The sequence below is a fragment of the Streptomyces sp. NPDC047869 genome (assembly GCF_040704065.1).
Classification (GTDB): domain Bacteria; phylum Actinomycetota; class Actinomycetes; order Streptomycetales; family Streptomycetaceae; genus Streptomyces.
In genome coordinates, this window is sequence record NZ_JBEYRK010000003.1 from 144,454 (window position 1) to 164,069 (window position 19,616).

15 protein-coding genes are annotated in these 19,616 nt (G+C 73.4%); 7 read left to right on the top strand and 8 right to left on the bottom strand.

Going from position 1 to position 19,616, the window contains the following annotated elements; genetic code table 11:
* Window position 1 precedes the first annotated feature (1 nt).
* Genes AB0924_RS05410 through AB0924_RS05435 form a run of 6 tightly spaced genes read left to right on the top strand, consistent with a single transcriptional unit; the run spans window position 2 to window position 6,961 of the window.
* Window positions 2-1,330, top strand: a complete 1,329-nt coding sequence (locus AB0924_RS05410; protein ID WP_358931556.1) for an O-antigen ligase family protein — start codon at window positions 2-4, stop codon at window positions 1,328-1,330.
* A complete protein-coding gene (locus tag AB0924_RS05415; protein ID WP_366910706.1) occupies window positions 1,327-3,273 on the top strand; it encodes a lipid II flippase MurJ in 1,947 nt (648 codons plus the stop codon). Before AB0924_RS05410 ends, AB0924_RS05415 begins: the two co-directional genes overlap by 4 nt.
* Entirely contained in the window at window positions 3,257-4,021 is a 765-nt protein-coding gene (locus AB0924_RS05420) for a polysaccharide deacetylase family protein (RefSeq protein WP_358931560.1), read from the top strand. Before AB0924_RS05415 ends, AB0924_RS05420 begins: the two co-directional genes overlap by 17 nt.
* The gene (locus AB0924_RS05425; protein ID WP_366910707.1) at window positions 4,018-5,175 is read left to right on the top strand and encodes a glycosyltransferase; all 1,158 of its coding nucleotides are present in this window, start codon (window positions 4,018-4,020) and stop codon (window positions 5,173-5,175) included. Before AB0924_RS05420 ends, AB0924_RS05425 begins: the two co-directional genes overlap by 4 nt.
* A complete protein-coding gene (locus AB0924_RS05430) occupies window positions 5,172-5,837 on the top strand; it encodes a lipopolysaccharide biosynthesis protein (protein ID WP_358931564.1) in 666 nt (221 codons plus the stop codon). Before AB0924_RS05425 ends, AB0924_RS05430 begins: the two co-directional genes overlap by 4 nt.
* A complete protein-coding gene (locus tag AB0924_RS05435) occupies window positions 5,834-6,961 on the top strand; it encodes a GNAT family N-acetyltransferase (protein WP_358931566.1) in 1,128 nt (375 codons plus the stop codon). The genes AB0924_RS05430 and AB0924_RS05435 overlap by 4 nt, the downstream gene beginning before the upstream one ends.
* 24 nt (window positions 6,962-6,985) lie before the next feature.
* Here the strand turns inward: AB0924_RS05435 and AB0924_RS05440 are convergent, their stop codons facing one another.
* From AB0924_RS05440 to AB0924_RS05450, 3 genes are all read right to left on the bottom strand, one after another.
* Entirely contained in the window at window positions 6,986-8,233 is a 1,248-nt protein-coding gene (locus AB0924_RS05440) for a glycosyl hydrolase (RefSeq protein ID WP_366910708.1), read from the bottom strand.
* A gap of 174 nt (window positions 8,234-8,407) precedes the next feature.
* Window positions 8,408-9,577: a chaplin family protein gene (locus AB0924_RS05445; RefSeq protein ID WP_366910709.1), complete on the bottom strand. Its 1,170-nt coding sequence runs from the start codon at window positions 9,575-9,577 to the stop codon at window positions 8,408-8,410.
* Between the two features lie 109 nt (window positions 9,578-9,686).
* On the bottom strand, window positions 9,687-9,914 hold the full coding sequence (locus AB0924_RS05450) for a chaplin (RefSeq protein ID WP_358931572.1): 228 nt from the start codon (window positions 9,912-9,914) through the stop codon (window positions 9,687-9,689).
* Window positions 9,915-10,285: 371 nt separating this feature from the next.
* Between AB0924_RS05450 and AB0924_RS05455 the strand changes: the two genes are divergently transcribed.
* Window positions 10,286-10,438, top strand: a complete 153-nt coding sequence (locus AB0924_RS05455) for a hypothetical protein (protein WP_366910710.1) — start codon at window positions 10,286-10,288, stop codon at window positions 10,436-10,438.
* Between the two features lie 61 nt (window positions 10,439-10,499).
* Here the strand turns inward: AB0924_RS05455 and AB0924_RS05460 are convergent, their stop codons facing one another.
* From AB0924_RS05460 to mmsA, 5 genes are all read right to left on the bottom strand, one after another.
* Complete coding sequence (locus AB0924_RS05460; RefSeq protein ID WP_366910711.1) at window positions 10,500-12,461, bottom strand: AMP-dependent synthetase/ligase; 1,962 nt, start codon at window positions 12,459-12,461, stop codon at window positions 10,500-10,502.
* 105 nt (window positions 12,462-12,566) lie between these two features.
* Window positions 12,567-13,430, bottom strand: coding sequence for an ABC transporter permease (locus AB0924_RS05465; RefSeq protein ID WP_358931576.1), 864 nt, complete (start codon window positions 13,428-13,430; stop codon window positions 12,567-12,569).
* Entirely contained in the window at window positions 13,427-16,078 is a 2,652-nt protein-coding gene (locus AB0924_RS05470; protein ID WP_366910712.1) for a CocE/NonD family hydrolase, read from the bottom strand. Before AB0924_RS05470 ends, AB0924_RS05465 begins: the two co-directional genes overlap by 4 nt.
* 247 nt (window positions 16,079-16,325) lie before the next feature.
* A complete protein-coding gene (locus AB0924_RS05475; protein ID WP_358931580.1) occupies window positions 16,326-17,732 on the bottom strand; it encodes an APC family permease in 1,407 nt (468 codons plus the stop codon).
* 371 nt (window positions 17,733-18,103) lie between these two features.
* A complete protein-coding gene (mmsA, locus tag AB0924_RS05480; RefSeq protein ID WP_358931582.1) occupies window positions 18,104-19,606 on the bottom strand; it encodes a CoA-acylating methylmalonate-semialdehyde dehydrogenase in 1,503 nt (500 codons plus the stop codon).
* Window positions 19,607-19,616: the final 10 nt, after the last annotated feature.

Sequence of the window (19,616 nt, forward strand, 5' to 3'; positions counted from 1 at the left end):
GATGAGCCTCGCCCTGCCGCTCCACCGCCCGTTCAGGCCCTCGCCGGTGCTGTCCGTGGTGGCCGTGGTCGCGCTGCTCGCGCTGCCGGGCCAGCCCGGCGGCGAGGGTGGCGCGGGCCCGGCCGACGCCATGTCCGCCGTGGTCGTCGCCCACTGCGCCGTACGGCTCCTGCGGGAACGCCGGCGCCCGCTGTCCCGTACCGCCGCCGTCGTACTCGGGCTGCCGGTCGCGGGCCTGGCGCTCGCCGCGATGGGTGCGGTGTCACCGGGCTCCGGGATCACCGGCCTCGGCCGCTACCTGCAGATCTTCGTCCTCGTACCCGCCGCCGTCCTCCTGCTGGTCCGCGACCGGCGCGACTTCCGGCTGCTGGCCTGGTCGCTCGTGGCGCTCGCGCTGTGGCAGGGGGTCCTCGGGGTGCACCAGTACGTCACCGGCACGGGGGCGTCGTACGAGGGCGAGGACGTCCGCGCGGTGGGCACCTTCGGGGCGTCGGACGTGATGGGCATGGCGACGGTGGTGTCCTTCGGGCTGGTCTGCGCGGTAGGTCTGGCGCTGGGCCGGGCCACGGGGCGCGAGCGGTGGGCCGCGGCGGCCTGCGCCCTGGCCCTGCTGCCGCCGCTCGCCCTGTCCTTCAGCCGGGGCGCCTGGATCGCCACCGTCGTGACCGTCACCGTCCAGCTCGCGCTGGCCGGCCCGCGCCGGGCGCTGCGGGTGGGGGCGGCGGCGGTGGCCGCGGGCGTGGTCCTGGTGGGCGGGTTCGGGGTGGGTACGGCGATGCTGCAGGAGCGGTTCGACAGCATCACCCAGGTCGCCGACGCTCCCGACCAGTCCGTCACCGACCGGTACACCATGTGGGCGGCGGCCACCGACATGTGGCGGGAGCACCCGCTCACCGGCGTCGGCCTCAAGGGCTTCCCCGAGTACCGGGACGGCCACGCCTCGCTGGCGCTGTCCTCGGGCAGCGACACGGCGGGCGCGGGCGCCGCCTTCCGCCGCCAGCCGCTGCTCTCCCCGCACAACATGTACCTGCTGGTGCTCGGCGAGCAGGGTCTCCTCGGGCTGCTCGGTCTGGCGGGCGGCTGGCTGGCCCTGCTGGTGTGCGCGCTGCGGAACCTGTGGCGGACGCGGCGTTCGCGCGGGGGCCGGGAGTGCGCGCTGGTCGCCTGCGGACTGCTGGTCTGGCAGCTGGTCGACTTCGCCTACGCCGACATCGGCGGCCCCTCGACCGTGCTGACCGCGGTGTGCCTGGGGCTGGCGGCCTGGTGGGCGCTGTCCGGCAACGCCACGGCCGGACGCGCCGCGGAGCCGGGAGAGGCGGCCGCGCGATGACGGCGATCCCGTCCCGCGAACCGCGGGACCCCCGGGCACCGGCCGGGCCCGCGGCGAGCCCCGAGGCCGGTGGGGCGGCCGGGCCGGCGGCGGAATCCGCCGTTGCGGGGCCGGTGGGCGGGGTGTCCCTGCCGGCCGCGCGGACGGCCGTACGCGGCGGCGCCGTGTCCGGAGCGGAGGCGACGTCAGGCGCCGGCGCCACGCCCGGCGCGGGTGCCATGGCCGACGTGGACGCGATGCCCGGCGCAAACATCACGCCCGGCACGGATGCCGGGCCCGGCACAGACGCAACGCCCGGCGTCGAAGAGGGCACCGCCCCGGAGTCAGGCCCCAACCCCGAGTCCGGCCGCGCATCCGCCCTCACGCCCGAACCCACCCCGCCCATCCCCCGGTTCCTCGCCCGCGCCGCTCTCGTCACGGCCTCCCTCTCGGTCGCCGGCTCCCTCCTCGGGTTGCTGCGTGACCAGTCGCTGGCCCAGCTCTTCGGGGCCGGGCGGGACACCGACGCCTTCCTGGTCGCCTGGACCGTGCCGGAGTTCGCGGCCACGCTGCTCATCGAGGAGGGGCTGGCGTTCGCGCTGATCCCGGCGTTCAGCGCCGCCCTGGCCCGGCGTGCGCAGGGCGCCCCCGGTGATCCCGTGCGGTCCCTGGTGGCAGGAAGCCTGCCCCGGCTGGCACTGGCCTTCACGGCGGTGGGCGCGCTGCTCGCCGCCGCCGCGCCGCAACTGGTCGGGGTGCTCGCGCCCGGGCTGCCCGACCCCGCCCTCGCCGTCGACTGCACCCGGCTCACCGCGACCTGCGTGCTCAGCTTCGGGCTCGCCGGGTACTGCAGCGCGGCGCTGCGGGCCCACGGCCGCTACCTGGCCCCGGCGGCGATCTACGTCGTGTACAACATCGGCATCATCACGGCGATGTTCGCGCTCGGCGGGCGCTGGGGGGTGCGCTCGGCGGCGTTCGGGGTCGCGGCCGGCGGATGTCTGATGGTGTTGGTCCAACTGCCGGACCTGGTGCGCCGGTTGCGCGACCGCCGGGTGACGCGGGCCGTCTCCGGGGACGCCGCCGGCGCCCGGCCCGTGGACGTCGCGCTGATGGCCACCGTGCTGCTGTTCGGGCTGTGCCGGCAGTCGCAGGTGCTCATCGAGCGGTTCCTCGCCTCGCAGCTGCCCGCCGGGGCCATCTCGCACCTGAACTACGCGCAGAAGGTCGCGCAGATCCCGATGATGCTGTCGATGATGCTGTGCACGGTCACCTTCCCGGTGGTGGCCCGGGCCCTCGCGGACGGCGACACCGAGCGCGCCCGGACGAGGGTGGAGCGCGATCTGGCGGTGGCCGCCGGTCTGGTGCTGCTCGGCACTGCGGCCGTCCTCTCCTGCGCCCCGCTGATCATCCGGCTCCTCTTCCAGCGCGGCGCGTTCACCGCCGCCGACACCGCGGCCACGGCGGACGTCATGCGGGTGTACGCGCTCGGCCTGCTCGGCCAGACCCTGACGGGCGTGCTGGTCCGCTCCTACTTCTCGGCGGGCCGCGCCACCTGGTACCCGCTCGCCGCCATGGCCGCGGGCATCGCCGCGACCTCCTGGATCGGCGCCGGCACCATCGGCTCCTGGGGCGTCACCGGCATCGCCGCCGCCAACGCCGCCGGGATCACCGTCACCGCCGTCCTGCTGCTGTCCGGGCTGGCCTCGCGCAGCGTGCCCGTGCGGGCCCGGGGCGTGCTGCGCGAGCTGAGCCGGCCGCTGGGAGCCGCCGCGGTGGCCACCCCGGCCGGGGCGTTCGCCGCGAGCCTGCCCACCGCCCCGCTCGCCGGTCTGCTGGCCGGCGGCACCACCGTGACCGTCGTGTTCGTCCTGCTCGGCCATGCCCTGGGTGCCCAGGGCTGCACCTTCGTCATCCGAATCGTCCGCACCCTCGTCGGAAGGCTCGCCCATGCCGTCCTCCGTTGAGTCACCCCGGCGCGCAGCCGCCGCGGGCCCGGGCCGCGTCCCGTGGATCGCCATGTACCACTCGGTCGGTGACCGTGCCGACGACCCGTACCGGATCACCGTCACGCCCGACCGGCTGGAGCGGCAGCTTCGCTGGCTGCACGGCCGGGGCCTGCGGGGGGTGTCGGTGCGCGAACTGCTCACCGCCCGGGCCCGCGGGAAGGGACGCGGTCTGGTCGGGCTCACCTTCGACGACGGTTACGCCGACTTCCTGACCGGCGCGGTCGACGTGCTGGCCCGCTGGGAGTGCACGGCCACCCTGTTCGCGCTGCCCGGCCGGCTCGGCGGCGACAACGCGTGGGACCCGCTGGGCCCGCGCAAGCCGCTGCTGACCGCCGACGGGATCCGGCGCGTGGCCCGGGCGGGCGTGGAGATCGGCTCGCACGGTCTGACCCACGTGGACCTGACACGGGCCGACGACCTCACGCTCAAGGCCGAGACCGTCGAGAGCCGGGTCCTGCTCGAAGGGCTGACCGGTGCTCCGGTCACCGGCTTCTGCTATCCGTACGGCACGGTCGACGCCCGCGCCGCCGACGCGGTGCGGGAGGCCGGGTACGACTACGCCTGCGCCATCGACCCCGGCGCGCTGACCGGCCCGTACGCCCTGCCCCGGGTGTACGTCGGGCAGCACGACACCGATGTGCGCCTGTCGCTGAAGTACCGGCTGCACCGGCTGCGCCGCCGGCCGGTGCCGGAGGGGCCGCGGTGAGGGCGCTGCACATCATCACCGGACTCGGGGTGGGCGGCGCCGAACAGCAACTGCGTCTGCTGCTAAGGCACTTGCCCGCCCGGTGCGACGTGGTGACGCTGACCAACCCCGGGCCGGTGGCCGACGGGCTGGCCGCCGACGGGGTCCGGGTGACACACCTCGGTATGAGCGGCAACCGGGACGTGGCGGCGCTGCCCCGCCTGGCCCGTGTCATCCGGCGCGGCCGCTACGACCTCGTGCACACCCACCTCTACCGGGCCTGCCTGTACGGCCGGATCGCGGCCCGGCTGGCCGGGGTGCGCGCTGTCGTGGCCACCGAACACTCCCTCGGCGACTCGCAGATGGAGGGGCGGCCGCTCACGGCGGGGGTGCGCGCGCTGTACCTGGCCGGCGAACGGCTGGGCCGGACCACCGTCGCGGTCTCCCCCACGGTCGCCGACCGGCTCACCCTGTGGGGGGTGCCCCGGCCGCGCATCGCGGTGGTGCCCAACGGCATCGACCTCGACGGGTTCCGTTTCGACCCGGTACGGCGGCGGCTGACCCGCGCCCGGCTCGGGCTGCCGGACGACGCGTTCGTCATCGGCGGCATCGGCCGGCTGGCCCCTGGCAAGCGCTTCGACGTCCTGATCCGGGCCCTCGCCCGGCTCCCGGACGACTGCAGGCTGCTGCTGGTCGGCGGCGGCCCGGAGGAGGCCGCCCTGCGCCGGGCCGCCGAGGAGGCCGGCGTCGCCGGCCGGGTGCTGTTCGCCGGTGAGCGGCCCTACGCCCCGGACGGCTCGCCCGGTCCCGAACTGCCCGCGCTGACCTCGGCGATGGACGTGCTCGCCGCGCCGTCCACGCAGGAGGCCTTCGGGCTGGCCGTCGTCGAGGCGCTGGCGGCCGGGCTGCCGGTGCGCTACACCTCCTGCCCGGCCGTCGAGGACCTGCCGCCCGAGGCCGCCCCGGACGCGCTGCGCGTCACGGGCGGCGCCGACGCCTACGCCCGCGCGCTCGCCGGGGTGCGCGCCGCCGGGCCCGGCCCGCGCACCGCCCCCGAGGCGCCCCACCACTACTGCATCACCCGCAGCGCCGCCCGGCTCATGGACGTCTACACGGCGGCACTGGCCGGCACGTTCCCCAGGTCCCGATCTCCCGAGGAAGTCAGCTCGCCATGACCGAGAATCCCAGCCGGCACTCCCGCCCGGCCCCTTTCAGGCGCCTGCGCGCGCTTCCGCCCTGGTCGCTGGTGGCGGCCGGCGTCCTCACGGGCGGGCTGCTCGGCGGTGCTTACGGCGTGCTGAAGCCGCCGGTTTACACGGCCACCAGCTACGTCATCGCCGTACCCACCGAGAGCTCCGACTCCGCCGCCGCGGTCGGCTTCGCCCAGGCCTACGGCCGGGTCGCCACCGACCTCGCGGTGCTCGGCGACGCGCAGGTGTGGGCCGGGGTGCCGGTGAACACCCTGCGCGGCAGTGTGCGCACGGCAACCTCGCCGGACGCCCCGATGGTGGCCGTCTCCGCCACCTCGGGCCGCCCGGCCAAAGCCGCCGACATGGCCAACGCGGTCGCCCGCTCCCTGGCCCAGCACGCCAACGCCACCAAGGCCGACACCCATGTCGAGCTGGTGCAGTTCTCCCGGGCCCCGCGGCCGACCGCGCCCACCTCGGCCTCCCCCGTGGTCACGGGCCTGGTCGGGACGAGTGCGGGCGGACTGCTCGGCGCCCTGGTGCTGCTGGTACGGCCCCGGCGCAGGCCCGAGGACGAGGCCGGGGCCGACCTCCGCCCGGCGTCGGTGCCCGGCCCGGCCGTCGCCTCCGACGCGCACGGCCAGCTGTGACGGCCGTCTGCCCGGCGGTCCGGGCCCACACCACCGACCTCGTCACCGACGAGGACGCCTTCGCCGCGCTGGCCCCGGCCTGGGGGCGGCTGTACGAGCGGTGCGCCACCGCGACCCCGTTCCAGCACCACGCCTGGCTGCACTCGTGGTGGCGGTCGTACGGCGGGCGGGACCGGCTCCGGGTGCTGCTGGTGCGCTCCGGTGACGAACTGGTCGGCGCGGCGCCGCTGATGCTGGTCCGCAGCCCGCTGCCGGCGCTGGTGCCGCTGGGCGGGTCGATCTCCGACTACGGGGACGTCCTGCTGGACGACGCCGACGACGGGCGGGCGGCCGACGCCCTCGCCGACGCCCTGTGGGACGCGGCCCGCACCGCCCTGGTCGACTTCCGTGAGGTGCGGCCCGGTGGTGCGGTGGAGCGGGTCTACGACCGCTGGCGCGGGCCGCGCCGCACGGTCCGCGACTCGCTGTGCCTGGAGCTGCCCGCCGTCCCGCTGACCGAGCTGGCCGCCCGGCTGCCCACGAAGCGGGCCCAGCGGGTCCGCGCGCAACTGCGCCGGCATGCGTCGCTGGGCGTGGTGCGGCACGTGGCCCGGCCCGACGAGGCGGCCGCGGCCCTGCACCGGATGCTGGAGCTGCACCGGCTGCAGTGGCAGGAGCGCAAGGTGACGGCCGAGCACATGCTGCCGCGCTTCCGCGAGCATCTGGTGCGCGCGGTGCCCGAGCTGGTCCGCTCCGGGAACGCGGTCGTCACCGAGTTCCGGATCGGCGACGACGTGCTCGCCGTCGACCTGACGCTGCGGTCCCGGAGCCTGGCCGGCGGATATCTGTACGGCGCGCATCCGCGGCTGCGGGAGAGCAAGGCGGACGTGGCCGTGATGCTGCTGGACGCCTGCAGCGAGCAGGCCGCGCGCACCGGTGGCACGGACGGACGCGGCACGCTGAGTCTGCTGCGCGGCAACGAGCCGTACAAGCTGCACTGGCGGCCCGAGCAGGTCGCCAACCGGCGGCTGCTGATGGCCCGGCCGTGGACCGCGCCGCTGCTGTCGGCCACGCTGTTCGGCGCGGCCGCCCGGCAGCGGGGCGGCAAGGTGCTGCGCCGATGGCGGGAGCGGCCGTCGGGCTGACGGCGGGGCCCGCCCGTCGCGGGCTCACCAGTCGAGGCAGAATTTCCGGCCGAGCCAGTACTTCACCCAGTCGGCCGGGTCCGGGGCCGGGCAGTCGCCGGCCGGCTCCGGCGTGGGCGCGGTGGACTTCGTGGGCCCCGGGGCCGACGTGGACACCGTCGGTGCCGGAGCCGCGGGCTGCGCGCCACGGCCGTACAGGAAGGACCGGTAGACCTGGGACGAACGGGGGTTCTGCGCGCACTGCCACACGCCGTGCGGGCAGTAGTCCGTGAGGGTGTTGTACAGCGGCTTGTGTTCCTCGATCCAGGCCAGCATTCCGCGCATGTAGTCGGTGTTGTCGCCGTTGCGGAAGAGTCCCCACTCCGGATAGGAGATGGGCTTGTGGTGCGCCTCGGCGAAGTCGACGTGCTGCCGCAGCCCGTAGGGCTCCTTCACCTGCTCACCGAACGTCAGTCCGGCCGGCTGGTCGTAGGCGTCCATGCCGATGATGTCGACGGTGTCGTCCCCGGGGTAGCACTCGGTCCAGGGGACGGCGTCCCGGCCGCGGCTCGGGGTGAAGTCGAACCGGAACCGCTGGCCCGGCACCGACCGCATGGTCGTGACGATCCGCTTCCAGTACGTCTTCCAGGCCGCCGGGTCCGGCCCGCAGCGGTGGGTGTAGGTGACGCCGTTCATCTCCCAGCCGAGGACGAGCACGGTGTCGGGGACCTTCGACTCCACCAGCCGCTCGGCCAGTGTCCGGAAGTGCTGGTCGAACTCCCCGGCCGCCCCCTGCCGGAGCAGCTCGCGCACTTGGTCGTCGGAGACGTTCTCCTCGTTGCGCTCCTGCATCGGCACGTTGAGCACGAGCGTGCGGTCCGCCTGCGCGCGCCGCCACCGCGCCCAGGCGTCCAGGAAGCCGGGCGGGCCCTCGATGTCGATCCATCTGCCGCCGGGCAGATAGGTGTGCGCGACCTTCGGCTCGGTGCCCCCGAGCCAGCGCCGCAGCTCCGACATGCGGGTCACCCCGAGCGGCCCCGAGCCGAGGAAGGCGCCGAAGGGAGCGATTCCGGCGGCCGCCTTCGTGGCCTCGAGCGAGGCCGAGCCCGGTGGTGTCGCCGGTGCGGTGGCCGCGGGTGCGGAGGCCGCGGACGGGGACGCCGTGGGCGCGGGTGGCGCCGGTGTGGAGGTCAGCGGGCCGGGAACCGGCCCCGCCGCCAGGATCGCCGCGACGGTGATCCCGGCCGCGATGAGCGTCAGCCGGTACCGGGGCCTTCGCCGCTGTGGAGCCATGCCGGGATCCTCCCTCTCCCGCACGCCCGCCTGCTCGCCCGGCGGTTGCTGTTACTGACACCCAGTCATACGAACGGGGGCTCCGCCAGCGCGGTTACGGCTTACAGGTGGCCGTGCCCCCCGTACGGCCGAACAAGCGGGGTGCCGGGGCACTGGGCTCCGGCACCCGGCACGTCAGCGACGGGACGCGGTGCGGCGGCCCCGGCGGTAGAGAGTGGTTCCGGCCACGATCAGCGCGGCGCTCGCCGCGGAGGCCGCGATCATGGCTTCGGCGTTGCCACCGGTGTGCGGGAGGTGGGGTCTGCCCCCGTGGTGATGGTGGGGGCGGTGATGCTCCCCGCCACCGTAGGACGGGCGGGTGTGGTCATCGCCGTACGAGGGCGGACCCGAGTGGTCGTCGTGGCCGTACGAGGGCGGGTTCGAGTGGTCGTCGTGGCCGTACGAAGGCTTGTGGGAGGGCTCGTCGTGGCCGTACGAAGGCTTGTGGGAGGGCTCGTCGTGGCCGTACGAAGGCTTGGGAGACGGCTCGTCGTCCCCGTACGAAGGCTTCTGCGAAGGCTCATCGGTCCCGTACGAGGGCTTCGGAGTGGGCTCGTCGTCCCCGTACGAAGGCTTGGGAGAGGGCTCGTCGTCCCCGTACGAAGGCTTCTGGGTGTGCTCGTCGTCGCCGTACGTGGGCTTCGGCGAAGGCTCGTCGTGCCCGTACGAGGGCTTCTGAGAGTGCTCGTCGTCACCGTAGGAGGGCGGGGCCGAGGGCTCGTCGTCCTTCCCGTACGAGGACTGGGAGGAGTGCTCCTCATCGCCGTACGAGGGCGCGCTGGTGGGCTTCTCCTCCCCGTAGGAGGACTGGGAGGAGTGCTCCCCATCGCCGTACGAGGGCGCCTGGCTGGGTTCCTCGCGCCCGTACGAGGGTTCGGTCGAGTGCTCCTCTTCCTCCTTCGAGGGGCCCTCGGCCTTGTCCTCCTCGCCGTACGAGGACTGAGCCGAATCGTTTCCCTTACTCGGTTCGGCCGTCGGGGTCACGTCGTCGCTGTAGTCGGACTCGTCCTGCGGGTCCGCGTTCGTGACGCCCTTGCCCTTGTCGGTGTCCGGGCCGGACTCATGACCGCCGGCGCAGGAGCCGCCGGAAGCGGGGTCCAGCGCGGCGGTACCGTTCGCGGAGTTGCCGCAGACGTCGGCCGGGGCGTCCGCCGGGGCCTGGACGGTGTTGCCGGACACCACCCCGGACGATTGCCGGGCGGCGCCGTGCGCGCCCGAGTCGGCGAGGGCCAGGCCGCCGTACAAGGACAGCATGCCCGTCGCAGCGGCGGCCACGAGGATGCCCTTGCTGAGGGTCTGTCGCAATGTCGTTGTCTTCCTGCTCGTAGAAATGGGAAGGCCGGCCCCGGAACGAGAAAGAGGTCCGGGGCCGGCCACGACACAGCCGGTGGGCTGAGACGTCGGGATACTGCACTCAGTCGTTGTCGCACCTGGCGCCGAGCGCCGGGTTCAGCGCCCCGATGACGTCCACGGAGTCGCCGCAGGCGTTGACCGGAACGTGGACCGGCACCTCGATGGCGTTGCCCGAGACGACGCCCGGCGAGTTGGCGGCGACGCCTTCCGCGCCGGAGTCCGCGAACGCGGGGGCCGCCCCACCGAGAGCCAGGATCGCGCCGACGAGCACAACAGCGCTCTTGTTCATGAGACTTTCCCTTCTCTGCGGTCATGCCCTTTTGACGGCCGAAACCCAGCGAGCGGCTTCGGTCGAGCGAGCACAGCTTCAACGGCTCGCACCATGACCGGCAGTTGTAAAACGAGGAATAGACAGCGGAAGAAACTGCGGAACGCATACCACCCGTCAATTCACTCGAACGCCCCCACAGAATTGACACCTTGGCGGACACCGGCGCATTTTCACGTGCGCGAAAGCATGAGAAACCGCCCTCCGGGCGGTGCCGGGGGTCGGGACGGCTCAGTCGTCACCGGGGCCGTTGCCCGCCAGGACGGGGGTGCCGTCCAGGAGGTGCGAGGCCGCTCGTCGCCCTTGGCCTGCGTCGAGGTCCTGACGTCCCCGTGGCCACCTGGGCCATAGGAGTGAAGGGGAGCGACCCGGTGACCGGTGGTGGGTCGGCCAGGGCTCCGGTGGACGGGGTGTCCTCCGACACCACGCCGTTCAGCGGCAACGGTGCCTCGCAGGCGTTCGGCAACGGCACCGGGAACGGCTGAGCGCACACTCCGCGGCGGCGGGCACCGGGAAGTCCCGCTCGCCGGCCGCCGTTTCGCGTGCTCATCCGCGGTACAGCGCCTCGATGTGTTCGGCGTAGGCGGCGGTCACCGCGTGCCGCTTCACTTTCAGCGACGGGGTCAGCAGCCCGTTCTCCTCGGTGAACTCTCCCTCGATCAGGGCGAAGGCGCGGATCGACTCGGCGCGGGACACGGCCTCGTTGGCATGGTCCACCGCCTTCTGTACCTCGCGGCGCAGCCGTTCGTCACGGACGAGCTCGGCGAGCGGGGTCTCCGCCGGGAGCTTTCGCACCGTCAGCCAGTGCGCCACCGCCTCCGGATCGAGGGTGATCAGCGCGGCGACGAAGGGCCGGTTGTCGCCGACGACCAGGCACTGGCCGACCGGTGAGCGGCTCCGCAGCCGGTCCTCCAGGATCGCCGGGGAGACGTTCTTGCCGCCGGAGGTGACCAGGATGTCCTTCTTGCGGCCGGTGATGGTGAGGTAGCCGTCCTCGTCGAGCCGGCCGAGGTCGCCGGTGGCGAACCACTCGCCGGACAGGACGGCGTCCGTGGCCGCCGGGTTGTTCCAGTACGCACCGCAGACCACTCCGCCCCTGACCAGCACCTCGCCGTCGTCGGCGATGCGCACGGCCACGCCCGGGATGGGCAGGCCGACCGTGCCGGGGCGGGGGGCGAGCGGGGGCACGATGGTGGCGGCCGCGGTGGTCTCGGTCAGGCCGTAGCCCTCGTAGATGACGATCCCGGCCGCGTTGAAGAAGAGGTTGAGGTCGCGGTCCAGCGGGGAGCCGCCACTGATGGCGTAGCGCATGCGGCCGCCGAGTTCCTCGCGGATGCGCCGGTAGACCAGCAGGTCGTACAGGGCCCACGCGGCGTACAGGCCGGGGCCCGGGCCCTTGCCGGTGCCGAGGAACTTCCGCAGGTACGCCTCGGCGAAGCGCACGGCGACCCGTTCGGCGCGGTCGAAGGAGGCACCGCGGCCGATCTTCTCGGCGGTGGCGCGCCCGGTGTCATGGATCTTCTCGAAGAGGTACGGCACCCCGACCAGGAAGGTGGGCCGGAACTCCTTGAGCGCGGGCCGCAGCTCGTCGGGCTTGACGCTCGGGAAGTGGCCGGTCTCGATACGGGCCATCAGGCAGGCGAGCTGCAGGGTACGGCCGAGGATGTGGGCGAGCGGCAGGAAGAGCAGGGTGGAGGCGGTCTGTCCGGTGACCGCCTGGAAGACCGGGTGCAGCAGTTCGACGGTGTTGGCGGCCTCGGCGTGCAGGTTGGCGTGGGTGAGCACGCAGCCCTTGGGGCGGCCGGTGGTGCCCGAGGTATAGCAGAGGGTCGCGATGGTGTCGGGGGTGAGGGCCGCGCGCCGCTTGGTGACCTCGTCGTCGCCGAGGTCACGGCCGAGGGCGGTGAGTTCGGCGAGGGCGTCGTCCGGTACGGCGGACGCGGTGGTCGTACCGGCGTCCGCCGGCTGGGTCAGCTGCCACACGCGTGGCCGGTGGGCGTGGCTCGCGGTGCCGGCGAGAACCGTGGCGGTGTTCTCGGCGGTCTCGGTGACCACGTACCGGGCGCCGGAGTCCCGGACGATCCACTTGACCTGCGCGGCGGAGGAGGTCGGGTAGACGGGGACGGACTGGCCGCCGGCCGCCCAGATCGCGAAGTCCAGGACCGTCCACTCGTAGCGGGTGCGGGACATCACCGCGACCCGGCCGCCCGGTTCCAGACCGGCGGCGATCAGCCCCTTGGCGACGGCGGTGACCTCGGCGGCGAAGGCGGCCGCGGTCACCGGGCGCCAGGTCCCCCCGGCGCGGCGGCGCAGGAGAACCGCGTCCGGGGTCCCGGCCGCGTGGGAGTACGGGAGGTCGGCCATGGAGCCGCCGGTGAGCGGTGCCGCCAGGGGGGCTGCCCGCACCTCGCGCACGGTGCCCCCGGGATCCCTGACGATCTCCACCGACCCGCGCGCCGCCAGGTCGGCGCGCCGCCGTGCTCGTTTCAGATCCCTGCGTACGCCCATGACGGCTCCCGGTCGCGGCTGTGGCGAAGGTTCTTACTGCCGGGTCAACTTACTCACAAGTAAGGAAACGTCAATGGGGTGTGCGGCGGCTGGTCCGGGCCGTGGTCAGGAGACGATGTCCTTGCGTGCGAAGCCCCGGAAGGCCAGGGCGAACAGCACCACGGCGTACGTCACGGAGACCGCCGCGCCCTGGACCATGCCGGACCACTCCGGGTCCGGCTGCACGGCGTCGGCCCAGGCGAACTGCCAGTGCGCCGGCAGGAAGTCGCGCCAGTGGCCGAGGGCGGTCACGGCGTCCAGGACGTTGCCGACGATCGTCAGGCCGACCGCGCCGCCGACCGCGCCGAGCGGGGCGTCCGTCCTCGTCGACAGCCAGAACGCCAGACCGGCCGTGACCAGCTGCGACACGAAGACGTAACCCACGACCACCACGAGCCGCTGCGCCGCCGTGCCCGGGTCCAGCGCGCCGCCGGTGGGGATCTGCAGCGGCCCCCAGCCGTAGGCGGCCGTGCCGACCGCGAGGGCCACGACCGGCAGCAGCACCATCGCGGCGAGGCTCAGCCCGAGCCCCACGGCGAGCTTGGACAGCAGCAGCCGGGTTCTCGGCACGGGAGCGGCGAGCAGATAGCGCAGGGAGGACCAGCCCGCCTCGGAGGCGACCGTGTCCCCGCAGAACAGGGCGACCGGGATAACCAGCAGGAAGCCCGCCGAGACGAACAGGTTGACCGCGGCGAAGTTGGCGCCGGACGCGGTGGCCGTGTCCATCAGCGTGACCCGGCCGTCGCGGCCCGAGGGCTCGCCGCCGATCGCGAACGCGACGAGCAGCACGAACGGCAGGACCGCGAGGACGCCGCCCATGATCAGCGTGCGGCGCCGCTTGAGCTGGCGGACCAGCTCCACGCGCAGCGGCAGCGTACGGCCCGCGCGGTATCCGGGGGCCACCTCGACGGGCTCGGTGAGCGTGCTCACGGGGCACCTCCGATCAGGGTGAGGAAGGCGTCTTCCAGGCGCCGGTGGGGGCCGACCGAGGCGATGGGCACCTCGAGGCGCACCAGTTCCACGACCAGCTCCTCGGCGGTGCCGCCGGGTTCGAGACGGATGAGCAGCCCGTCCTCGGTGCGGACGGCGGAGGCGACACCGGGCAGGGCGGTGACCTTCTCCACCACCGGCTCCTCCACGGGCGTGCCGGTGCCGACCAGCAGCGTGTCGCCGGAGCCGACTATGTCCCGCACCGGTCCCGCCTGGACGAGCCGGCCGCGGTCCATCACCACCAGGTGGGTGCAGGACTGCTCGACCTCGGCGAGGAGATGGCTGGAGACGATGACGGTGCGGCCGGCGGCCGCGTAGCGGATCATCACCTCGCGCATCTCGCGGATCTGGGGCGGGTCGAGGCCGTTGGTGGGTTCGTCCAGGATGAGCAGCTCGGGCAGGCCGAGCATGGCCTGGGCGATGGCCAGGCGCTGGCGCATGCCCTGGGAGTAGGTGCGCACGGCGCGGGCGAGCGCGTCACCGAGGCCGGCGATCTCCAGGGCCTGGTCGAGATGGGCGTCCTCGGGCGGCCGGCCGGTGGCCCGCCAGTAGAGCTCCAGGTTCTCCCGGCCGGACAGATGGGGCAGGAAGCCCGCGCCCTCCACGAAGGCGCCGACTCTCGACAGCACGGGGGCGCCGGGCCGGACGGCGTGGCCGAAGACGCGGATCTCCCCGCCGTCGGGCCCGATGAGGCCCATCAGCATGCGCAGGGTGGTGGTCTTGCCCGCGCCGTTGGGCCCGAGCAGGCCGAGGACCTGGCCCTTCTCCACGCGGAAGGACAGCTCACGCACCGCGTACCGGTCGGCGGACCTGGCGTATCGCTTGCTCAGGTCCGTTATCTGCAGCGGGACGTCGGCGAGCGCCGGATCGGGCGCGGGGGCGGCCGTGGGCCGGCGGCCGGTGACCAGCAGGGCAAGCGCGCCCACGGCCCCGGCCAGGGGCAGCCACCACACCCAGGCGGGCAGCGGGGCCGCCGCGGTGGCGACGGCGGGCGCGGTCGGCACGCTCAGGTCCGACCTGAGGGACACGGTGTACGTGGCCGGGGCGGCCGGTGAGGCGTAGCCGAGGTCGGTGGAGGCGAGGACCAGGCGGAGCCGGTGGCCCTTGCGCACCTCGTGGTCGATCGCCGGGAGGGTGACCTTGACGTCCTTGCCGGCCTTGGCGCCGGTGACCCGCAGGGGTGTGACGAGCTGGGAGGGCAGCACCTGCCGGGTGCCGTCGGGGCCCACGTCGTACACCTTGCCGAACAGGACGGCGTCGCCGGTGGTGGAGGTGACGTGGACGGTGGCGGTCGGCGTGCCGGTGATCCGCAGGTCGCGGGTGAGGGGGGCCGAGTCGAACCGGGCGTACTGCCCGGGGAAGTCGAGGGAGACTCCGACGCCGAGCGCGGAGAGCTGGGAGAGTCCGCCGGAGCCGCCTAGGCCGGGCAGCGCGGAGACGCCGGGCGGGCTGGCGCCGGCCGGGTTGGTCACGTGCTGTTCGCGGCCGGTCAGGGCGATGGCGCGCGGGTGGTCGCGCAGGCCCGGGTAGGCGCCGGCGCTCGCGCCGCGCAGCCGGGCGGCGCCGTCGGTGGAGTCGACGCCGCCGGTGCGGGTGACGCGGAAGGCGGGGCCGGTGCCGGCGGACTTCTCGCCCTTGAGGTAGTGGTCGAACCAGGCGGTCACCCGCTCCCGCACCCGGCCGTCCTCCATGTCGCCGCCGTCGTGTCCGCCCGCGATCCAGTCGACGTCAACGGGGGCGCCGTTCGCGCGGATCGCCTTCTCGGCGGCGTCGGACTGGGCGAGGGTGAACAGGGAGTCGGTCTGGCCCTGCAGCAGCAGCGTGGGCACCTTGACGCGGTCGGCGACCGCGACCGGCGAGCGTTCCCGGAGCAGCTCGCGGGCGGCGTCGTCCGGGGTGCCGGACTCGGCGACCCGGTCGTACATCCGGCACAGGGCGGGCTCGAACCTGGCGCAGCCGCCGCCGGTGTTGAAGAAGACGCCGGCCCAGAGCTTCTTGAAGACGCCGTTCGGGAAGAGGGCGTCGGCCAGGTTCCAGTAGGTGACGGCCGGGGCGATGGCGTCGACGCGGCGGTCGTGTCCGGCGGCGAGCAGGGAGATCGCGCCGCCGTAGGAGCCGCCGGTCACGCCCACCCGCGGGTCGCCCTCGCCGTCGAGGCGGACCTGGGGCTGCTCGGCCAGCCAGTCGATGAGCCCGGAGACGTCGGCGACCTCGTGCTCCGGGTCGTTCAGACCGATCTTCCCGGTGGAGCGGCCGAAGCCGCGGGCCGACCAGGTCAGCACCGTGTATCCGGCGCGGGTGAGATCTTCGGCCTCCTGCCGCACGTCGTTCTTGCTGCCGCCGAAGCCGTGGCCGATCAGGACGGCGGGGCGGCGGCCGGCGGAGGCGCCGGTGAAGTACGAGGTGTCCAGGCGGGTGCCGTCGGCCATGGTCATGACCCGGTCGGTCCGGCGCACCCCGGGCCCGTCGTCGGACGCGACGGCCGACCACGTCCCGGCCCCGGCGAGCACCACGACGGCGGCCGCGGCGGCCAGCAGCCGGCGCGGCCCCTTCAGCAGTCCCCGGGGTCCGGGCGCTCGAAGATCCATGCATCAACGGTACGGGCCGCCACCGACAGCGCATGCGGCCCAGGGGCTGAACGCCCACCCTCCTTGCGGCGTACGGACACGCTCACCCGTACTCCAGGCGTGGTACCGGACCGGGCCGGCGCCACCGGGAAGGTGGCCGACGCGGGCCGCGGGAACGACGTCGCCCTCGCCGCCCGTCGGAGTGCGGGCGGCGAGGGCGAGGGCGAGGGGTCGTGCGCGGTGGTGGCCAGGGACTTCGGCCGGGTCCTCAGGCCTGCTCGTCCTCCGGGATCGACACCAGCCAGCGGGTGTCGCGGCGCGGGCGCAGGTAGAAGGCCCAGTAGAGGGTGGCGACCGCGGTGATGCCGCCGGTCCACAGCAGGTAGCTCGCCTCCTGCTGGGTGAGGATGTAGGCGAGGACCACGATCAGCAGGATCGGCATCGCGGGCCACAGCGGCATCCGCCAGGCGGAGGTGTGCTTGTGGGAGCCGCGGCGGCACAGCAGGGCGGCGACCGCGACGAGGATGTACATGCCGGTCACGGAGACACCGGTGACGCCGTACAGGGTGTCCAGGTTGACGAAGCAGAGCAGCGCGCCGGGGACGCCGACCGCCAGGGTGGCGACCCAGGGCGAGCCGAAGCGGCCGAGCTTGGAGAAGACGTTGTTGACCGGCTCGGGCCAGGCCTTGTCGCGGGCGGAGGCGAACAGGACGCGGGAGTTCTGGATGACCATGACGATGCCCGCGTTGATGATCGCGAGGGCCACGCAGAGGCTCACGAAGGTGCCGACCGCGGAGTTGGACCAGGCGGTGACCATGGAGCTGATGTCGCCGCTGGTGAGTTCCTCGATGTCGGAGGCGCCCATGGTGATCGCGGCGACCGGCACGATGATGACGACCGAGGAGATGGCGAGGGTGGCCAGCACCGTGCGGGCGACGTTGCGGCGCGGGTGCTCCAGTTCCTCGGAGAGGTAGACGGCGGTCGAGAAGCCCTGGGTGGCGAAGAGGGCGATGGCGAGCCCGGATATGACGAGCATGGCCGTCACCGGGTCGGTGTGGCCGCTCGGGCCGGCCACCTGCATGGAGACCAGGCTGCCGACGCCGCGGTGGCTGTGCGAGAAGCCCAGCAGGGCGACCACGCCGGCCGCGATGACCTCGAGGACCAGGAAGATGCCGGTGATCCAGGCGTTGGCCCGCAGGTCGAGCAGTCCGGCGAGGGTGGCGAGCAGCATCACGCCGGCGCCGGTCATGGCCGGGTCCAGGTGGACGATCGGGGCCAGGTAGTCGGCCGTGCCCATCGCGATCACGGGCGGGACGATCATCACCACCAGGAGGGACAGCACGAAGACCAGCCAGCCCGCGAGCCGCCCGGCCATCGTCGACACCATGGCGTACTCGCCGCCCGCGCTGGGGATGAGGGTGCCCAGCTCGGAGTAGCAGAACGCCACGGCGATACAGAGGAGGGAGCCGATGGCGATCGTCAGGGCGGTGGCGGTGCCGAGGGAGCCGAACAGGTCCGGGATGACCACGAAGAGCGTGGACGCGGGCGTGACGCACGAGAGCGTCAGCAGGGTGCCGCCGACGACGCCGATGGAACGCTTGAGCTTCTGGGGGCCGTCAGGGATGCCGGAAGCGTCTGTGACGGCTGTGTCGACAGGGCGGAGCGTGTCGGTCATGCGGCGGGGTTCCGATCGACTCGTGCGACTGAGGGTGGGGGTCGGGAGCGCTATCGCCTCCGGCGGATCGTCGTACGTCTCTCTCGTCCGCTCCCGGCGCTGCTTAGAGAACCCCTTCGAAAACCGCCGCGTCAATGGGGGTTCACCTTCGGATTCCGCACTCGTAAAGCGACGCAGTTCACATCGCTTTCGTAGGCACTGATCACGCAGCAGTTCATTCAGTAAGCCGAAGGGATTCATGACCTTGCTTTCGAAGGCAAAAGACAGATCCCTCATGGCTTGCCCGTTTCATCCGCGAAAACGGGAACCGCAGGTGCCAGGGCAAAAAAATGTCGGGCCGTCCGGTATCCGGACGGCCCGACGGGGCGTTCTCAGTGGTTGCGCGGGAAGCCCAGGTCGACGCCCGCGGGGGCGTCCGCCGGGTCCGGCCAGCGGGTGGTGACGACCTTGCCGCGGGTGTAGAAGTGCGTGCCGTCGTTGCCGTAGATGTGGTGGTCGCCGAAGAGCGAGTCCTTCCAGCCGCCGAAGGAGTGGTAGCCGACCGGGACCGGGATCGGGACGTTGACGCCGACCATGCCGGCCTCGACCTCGAGCTGGAAGCGGCGGGCCGCGCCGCCGTCCCGGGTGAAGATCGCGGTGCCGTTGCCGAACGGCGAGGCGTTGATGAGGGCCACGCCCTCCTCGTACGTCTCGGCGCGCAGCACGCACAGGACGGGGCCGAAGATCTCGTCCTGGTAGGCACGGGCGGTGACCGGAACCCTGTCGAGCAGCGAGAGGCCGATCCAGTGGCCGTCCTCGAAGCCCTCCACGGTGTGGCCGGTGCCGTCCAGCACCACTTCGCAGCCCTCGTCCGCGGCGCCCTTGACGTAGGAGGCGACCTTGTCGCGGTGGACGGCGGTGATCAGCGGGCCCATCTCGGACGCCGGGTCGTTGCCGGGACCGATCTTGATCTTCTCGGCCCGCTCGCGGATCTTCTCCACCAGCTCGTCGCCGATCGCGCCGACGGCCACGACCGCGGAGATCGCCATGCAGCGCTCGCCGGCCGAGCCGTAGGCCGCCGAGACCGCCGCGTCGGCGGCCGCGTCCAGGTCGGCGTCCGGCAGCACCAGCATGTGATTCTTGGCGCCGCCGAGGGCCTGCACCCGCTTGCCGGCCGCGGAGGCGGTGGTGTGGATGTAGCGGGCGATCGGGGTCGAGCCGACGAAGGAGACGGCCTTGACGTCCGGGTGCTCCAGCAGCCGGTCCACGGCCACCTTGTCACCGTGCACGACGTTGAAGACACCGTCGGGCAGTCCGGCCTCGGCGAGCAGCTCGGCCAGCCGGACGGCCGCCGACGGGTCCTTCTCGCTCGGCTTCAGCACGAACGTGTTGCCGCAGGCGATGGCGATCGGGAACATCCACATCGGGACCATCGCCGGGAAGTTGAACGGGGTGATGCCCGCGACGACACCCAGCGGCTGCCGGATCGACGACACGTCCACCCGGCTCGCCACCTGCGTCGACAGCTCGCCCTTGAGCTGCACGTTGATGCCGCAGGCCAGCTCGACGATCTCCAGGCCGCGCGCCACCTCGCCGAGGGCGTCCGAGTGCACCTTGCCGTGCTCGGCGGTGATCAGCTCGGCGATCTCGTCCCGGTGCGCGTCGAGCAGCGCCCGGAACCTGAAGAGGATGTTGGTCCGCTGGGCCAGCGAGGACTGGCTCCAGGTCAGGTAGGCGTCCTTGGCGGCGGCGACCGCCGCGTCCACCTCCTCGACCGACGCGAACGCGACCTTCGTGGTGACCGCGCCGGTCGCCGGGTCCGTGACCGGCCCGTACGTACCCGACGCGCCTTCGGCGGTCTTGCCGCCGATCCAGTGGTTGACGATCTTCGTCATGCCCTAAGAC

Excerpts from the sequence above, each read along its gene's own strand:
- AB0924_RS05410 (WP_358931556.1), top strand. The coding sequence starts at position 2 with ATGAGCCTCGCCCTGCCGCTCCACCGCCCGTTCAGGCCCTCGCCGGTG.
- AB0924_RS05415 (WP_366910706.1), top strand. The coding sequence starts at position 1,327 with ATGACGGCGATCCCGTCCCGCGAACCGCGGGACCCCCGGGCACCGGCC.
- AB0924_RS05420 (WP_358931560.1), top strand. The coding sequence starts at position 3,257 with ATGCCGTCCTCCGTTGAGTCACCCCGGCGCGCAGCCGCCGCGGGCCCG.
- AB0924_RS05430 (WP_358931564.1), top strand. The coding sequence starts at position 5,172 with ATGACCGAGAATCCCAGCCGGCACTCCCGCCCGGCCCCTTTCAGGCGC.
- AB0924_RS05440 (WP_366910708.1), bottom strand. The coding sequence starts at position 8,233 with ATGGCTCCACAGCGGCGAAGGCCCCGGTACCGGCTGACGCTCATCGCG.
- AB0924_RS05450 (WP_358931572.1), bottom strand. The coding sequence starts at position 9,914 with ATGAACAAGAGCGCTGTTGTGCTCGTCGGCGCGATCCTGGCTCTCGGT.
- AB0924_RS05460 (WP_366910711.1), bottom strand. The coding sequence starts at position 12,461 with ATGGGCGTACGCAGGGATCTGAAACGAGCACGGCGGCGCGCCGACCTG.
- AB0924_RS05470 (WP_366910712.1), bottom strand. The coding sequence starts at position 16,078 with ATGGATCTTCGAGCGCCCGGACCCCGGGGACTGCTGAAGGGGCCGCGC.
- AB0924_RS05475 (WP_358931580.1), bottom strand. The coding sequence starts at position 17,732 with ATGACCGACACGCTCCGCCCTGTCGACACAGCCGTCACAGACGCTTCC.
- mmsA (WP_358931582.1), bottom strand. The coding sequence starts at position 19,606 with ATGACGAAGATCGTCAACCACTGGATCGGCGGCAAGACCGCCGAAGGC.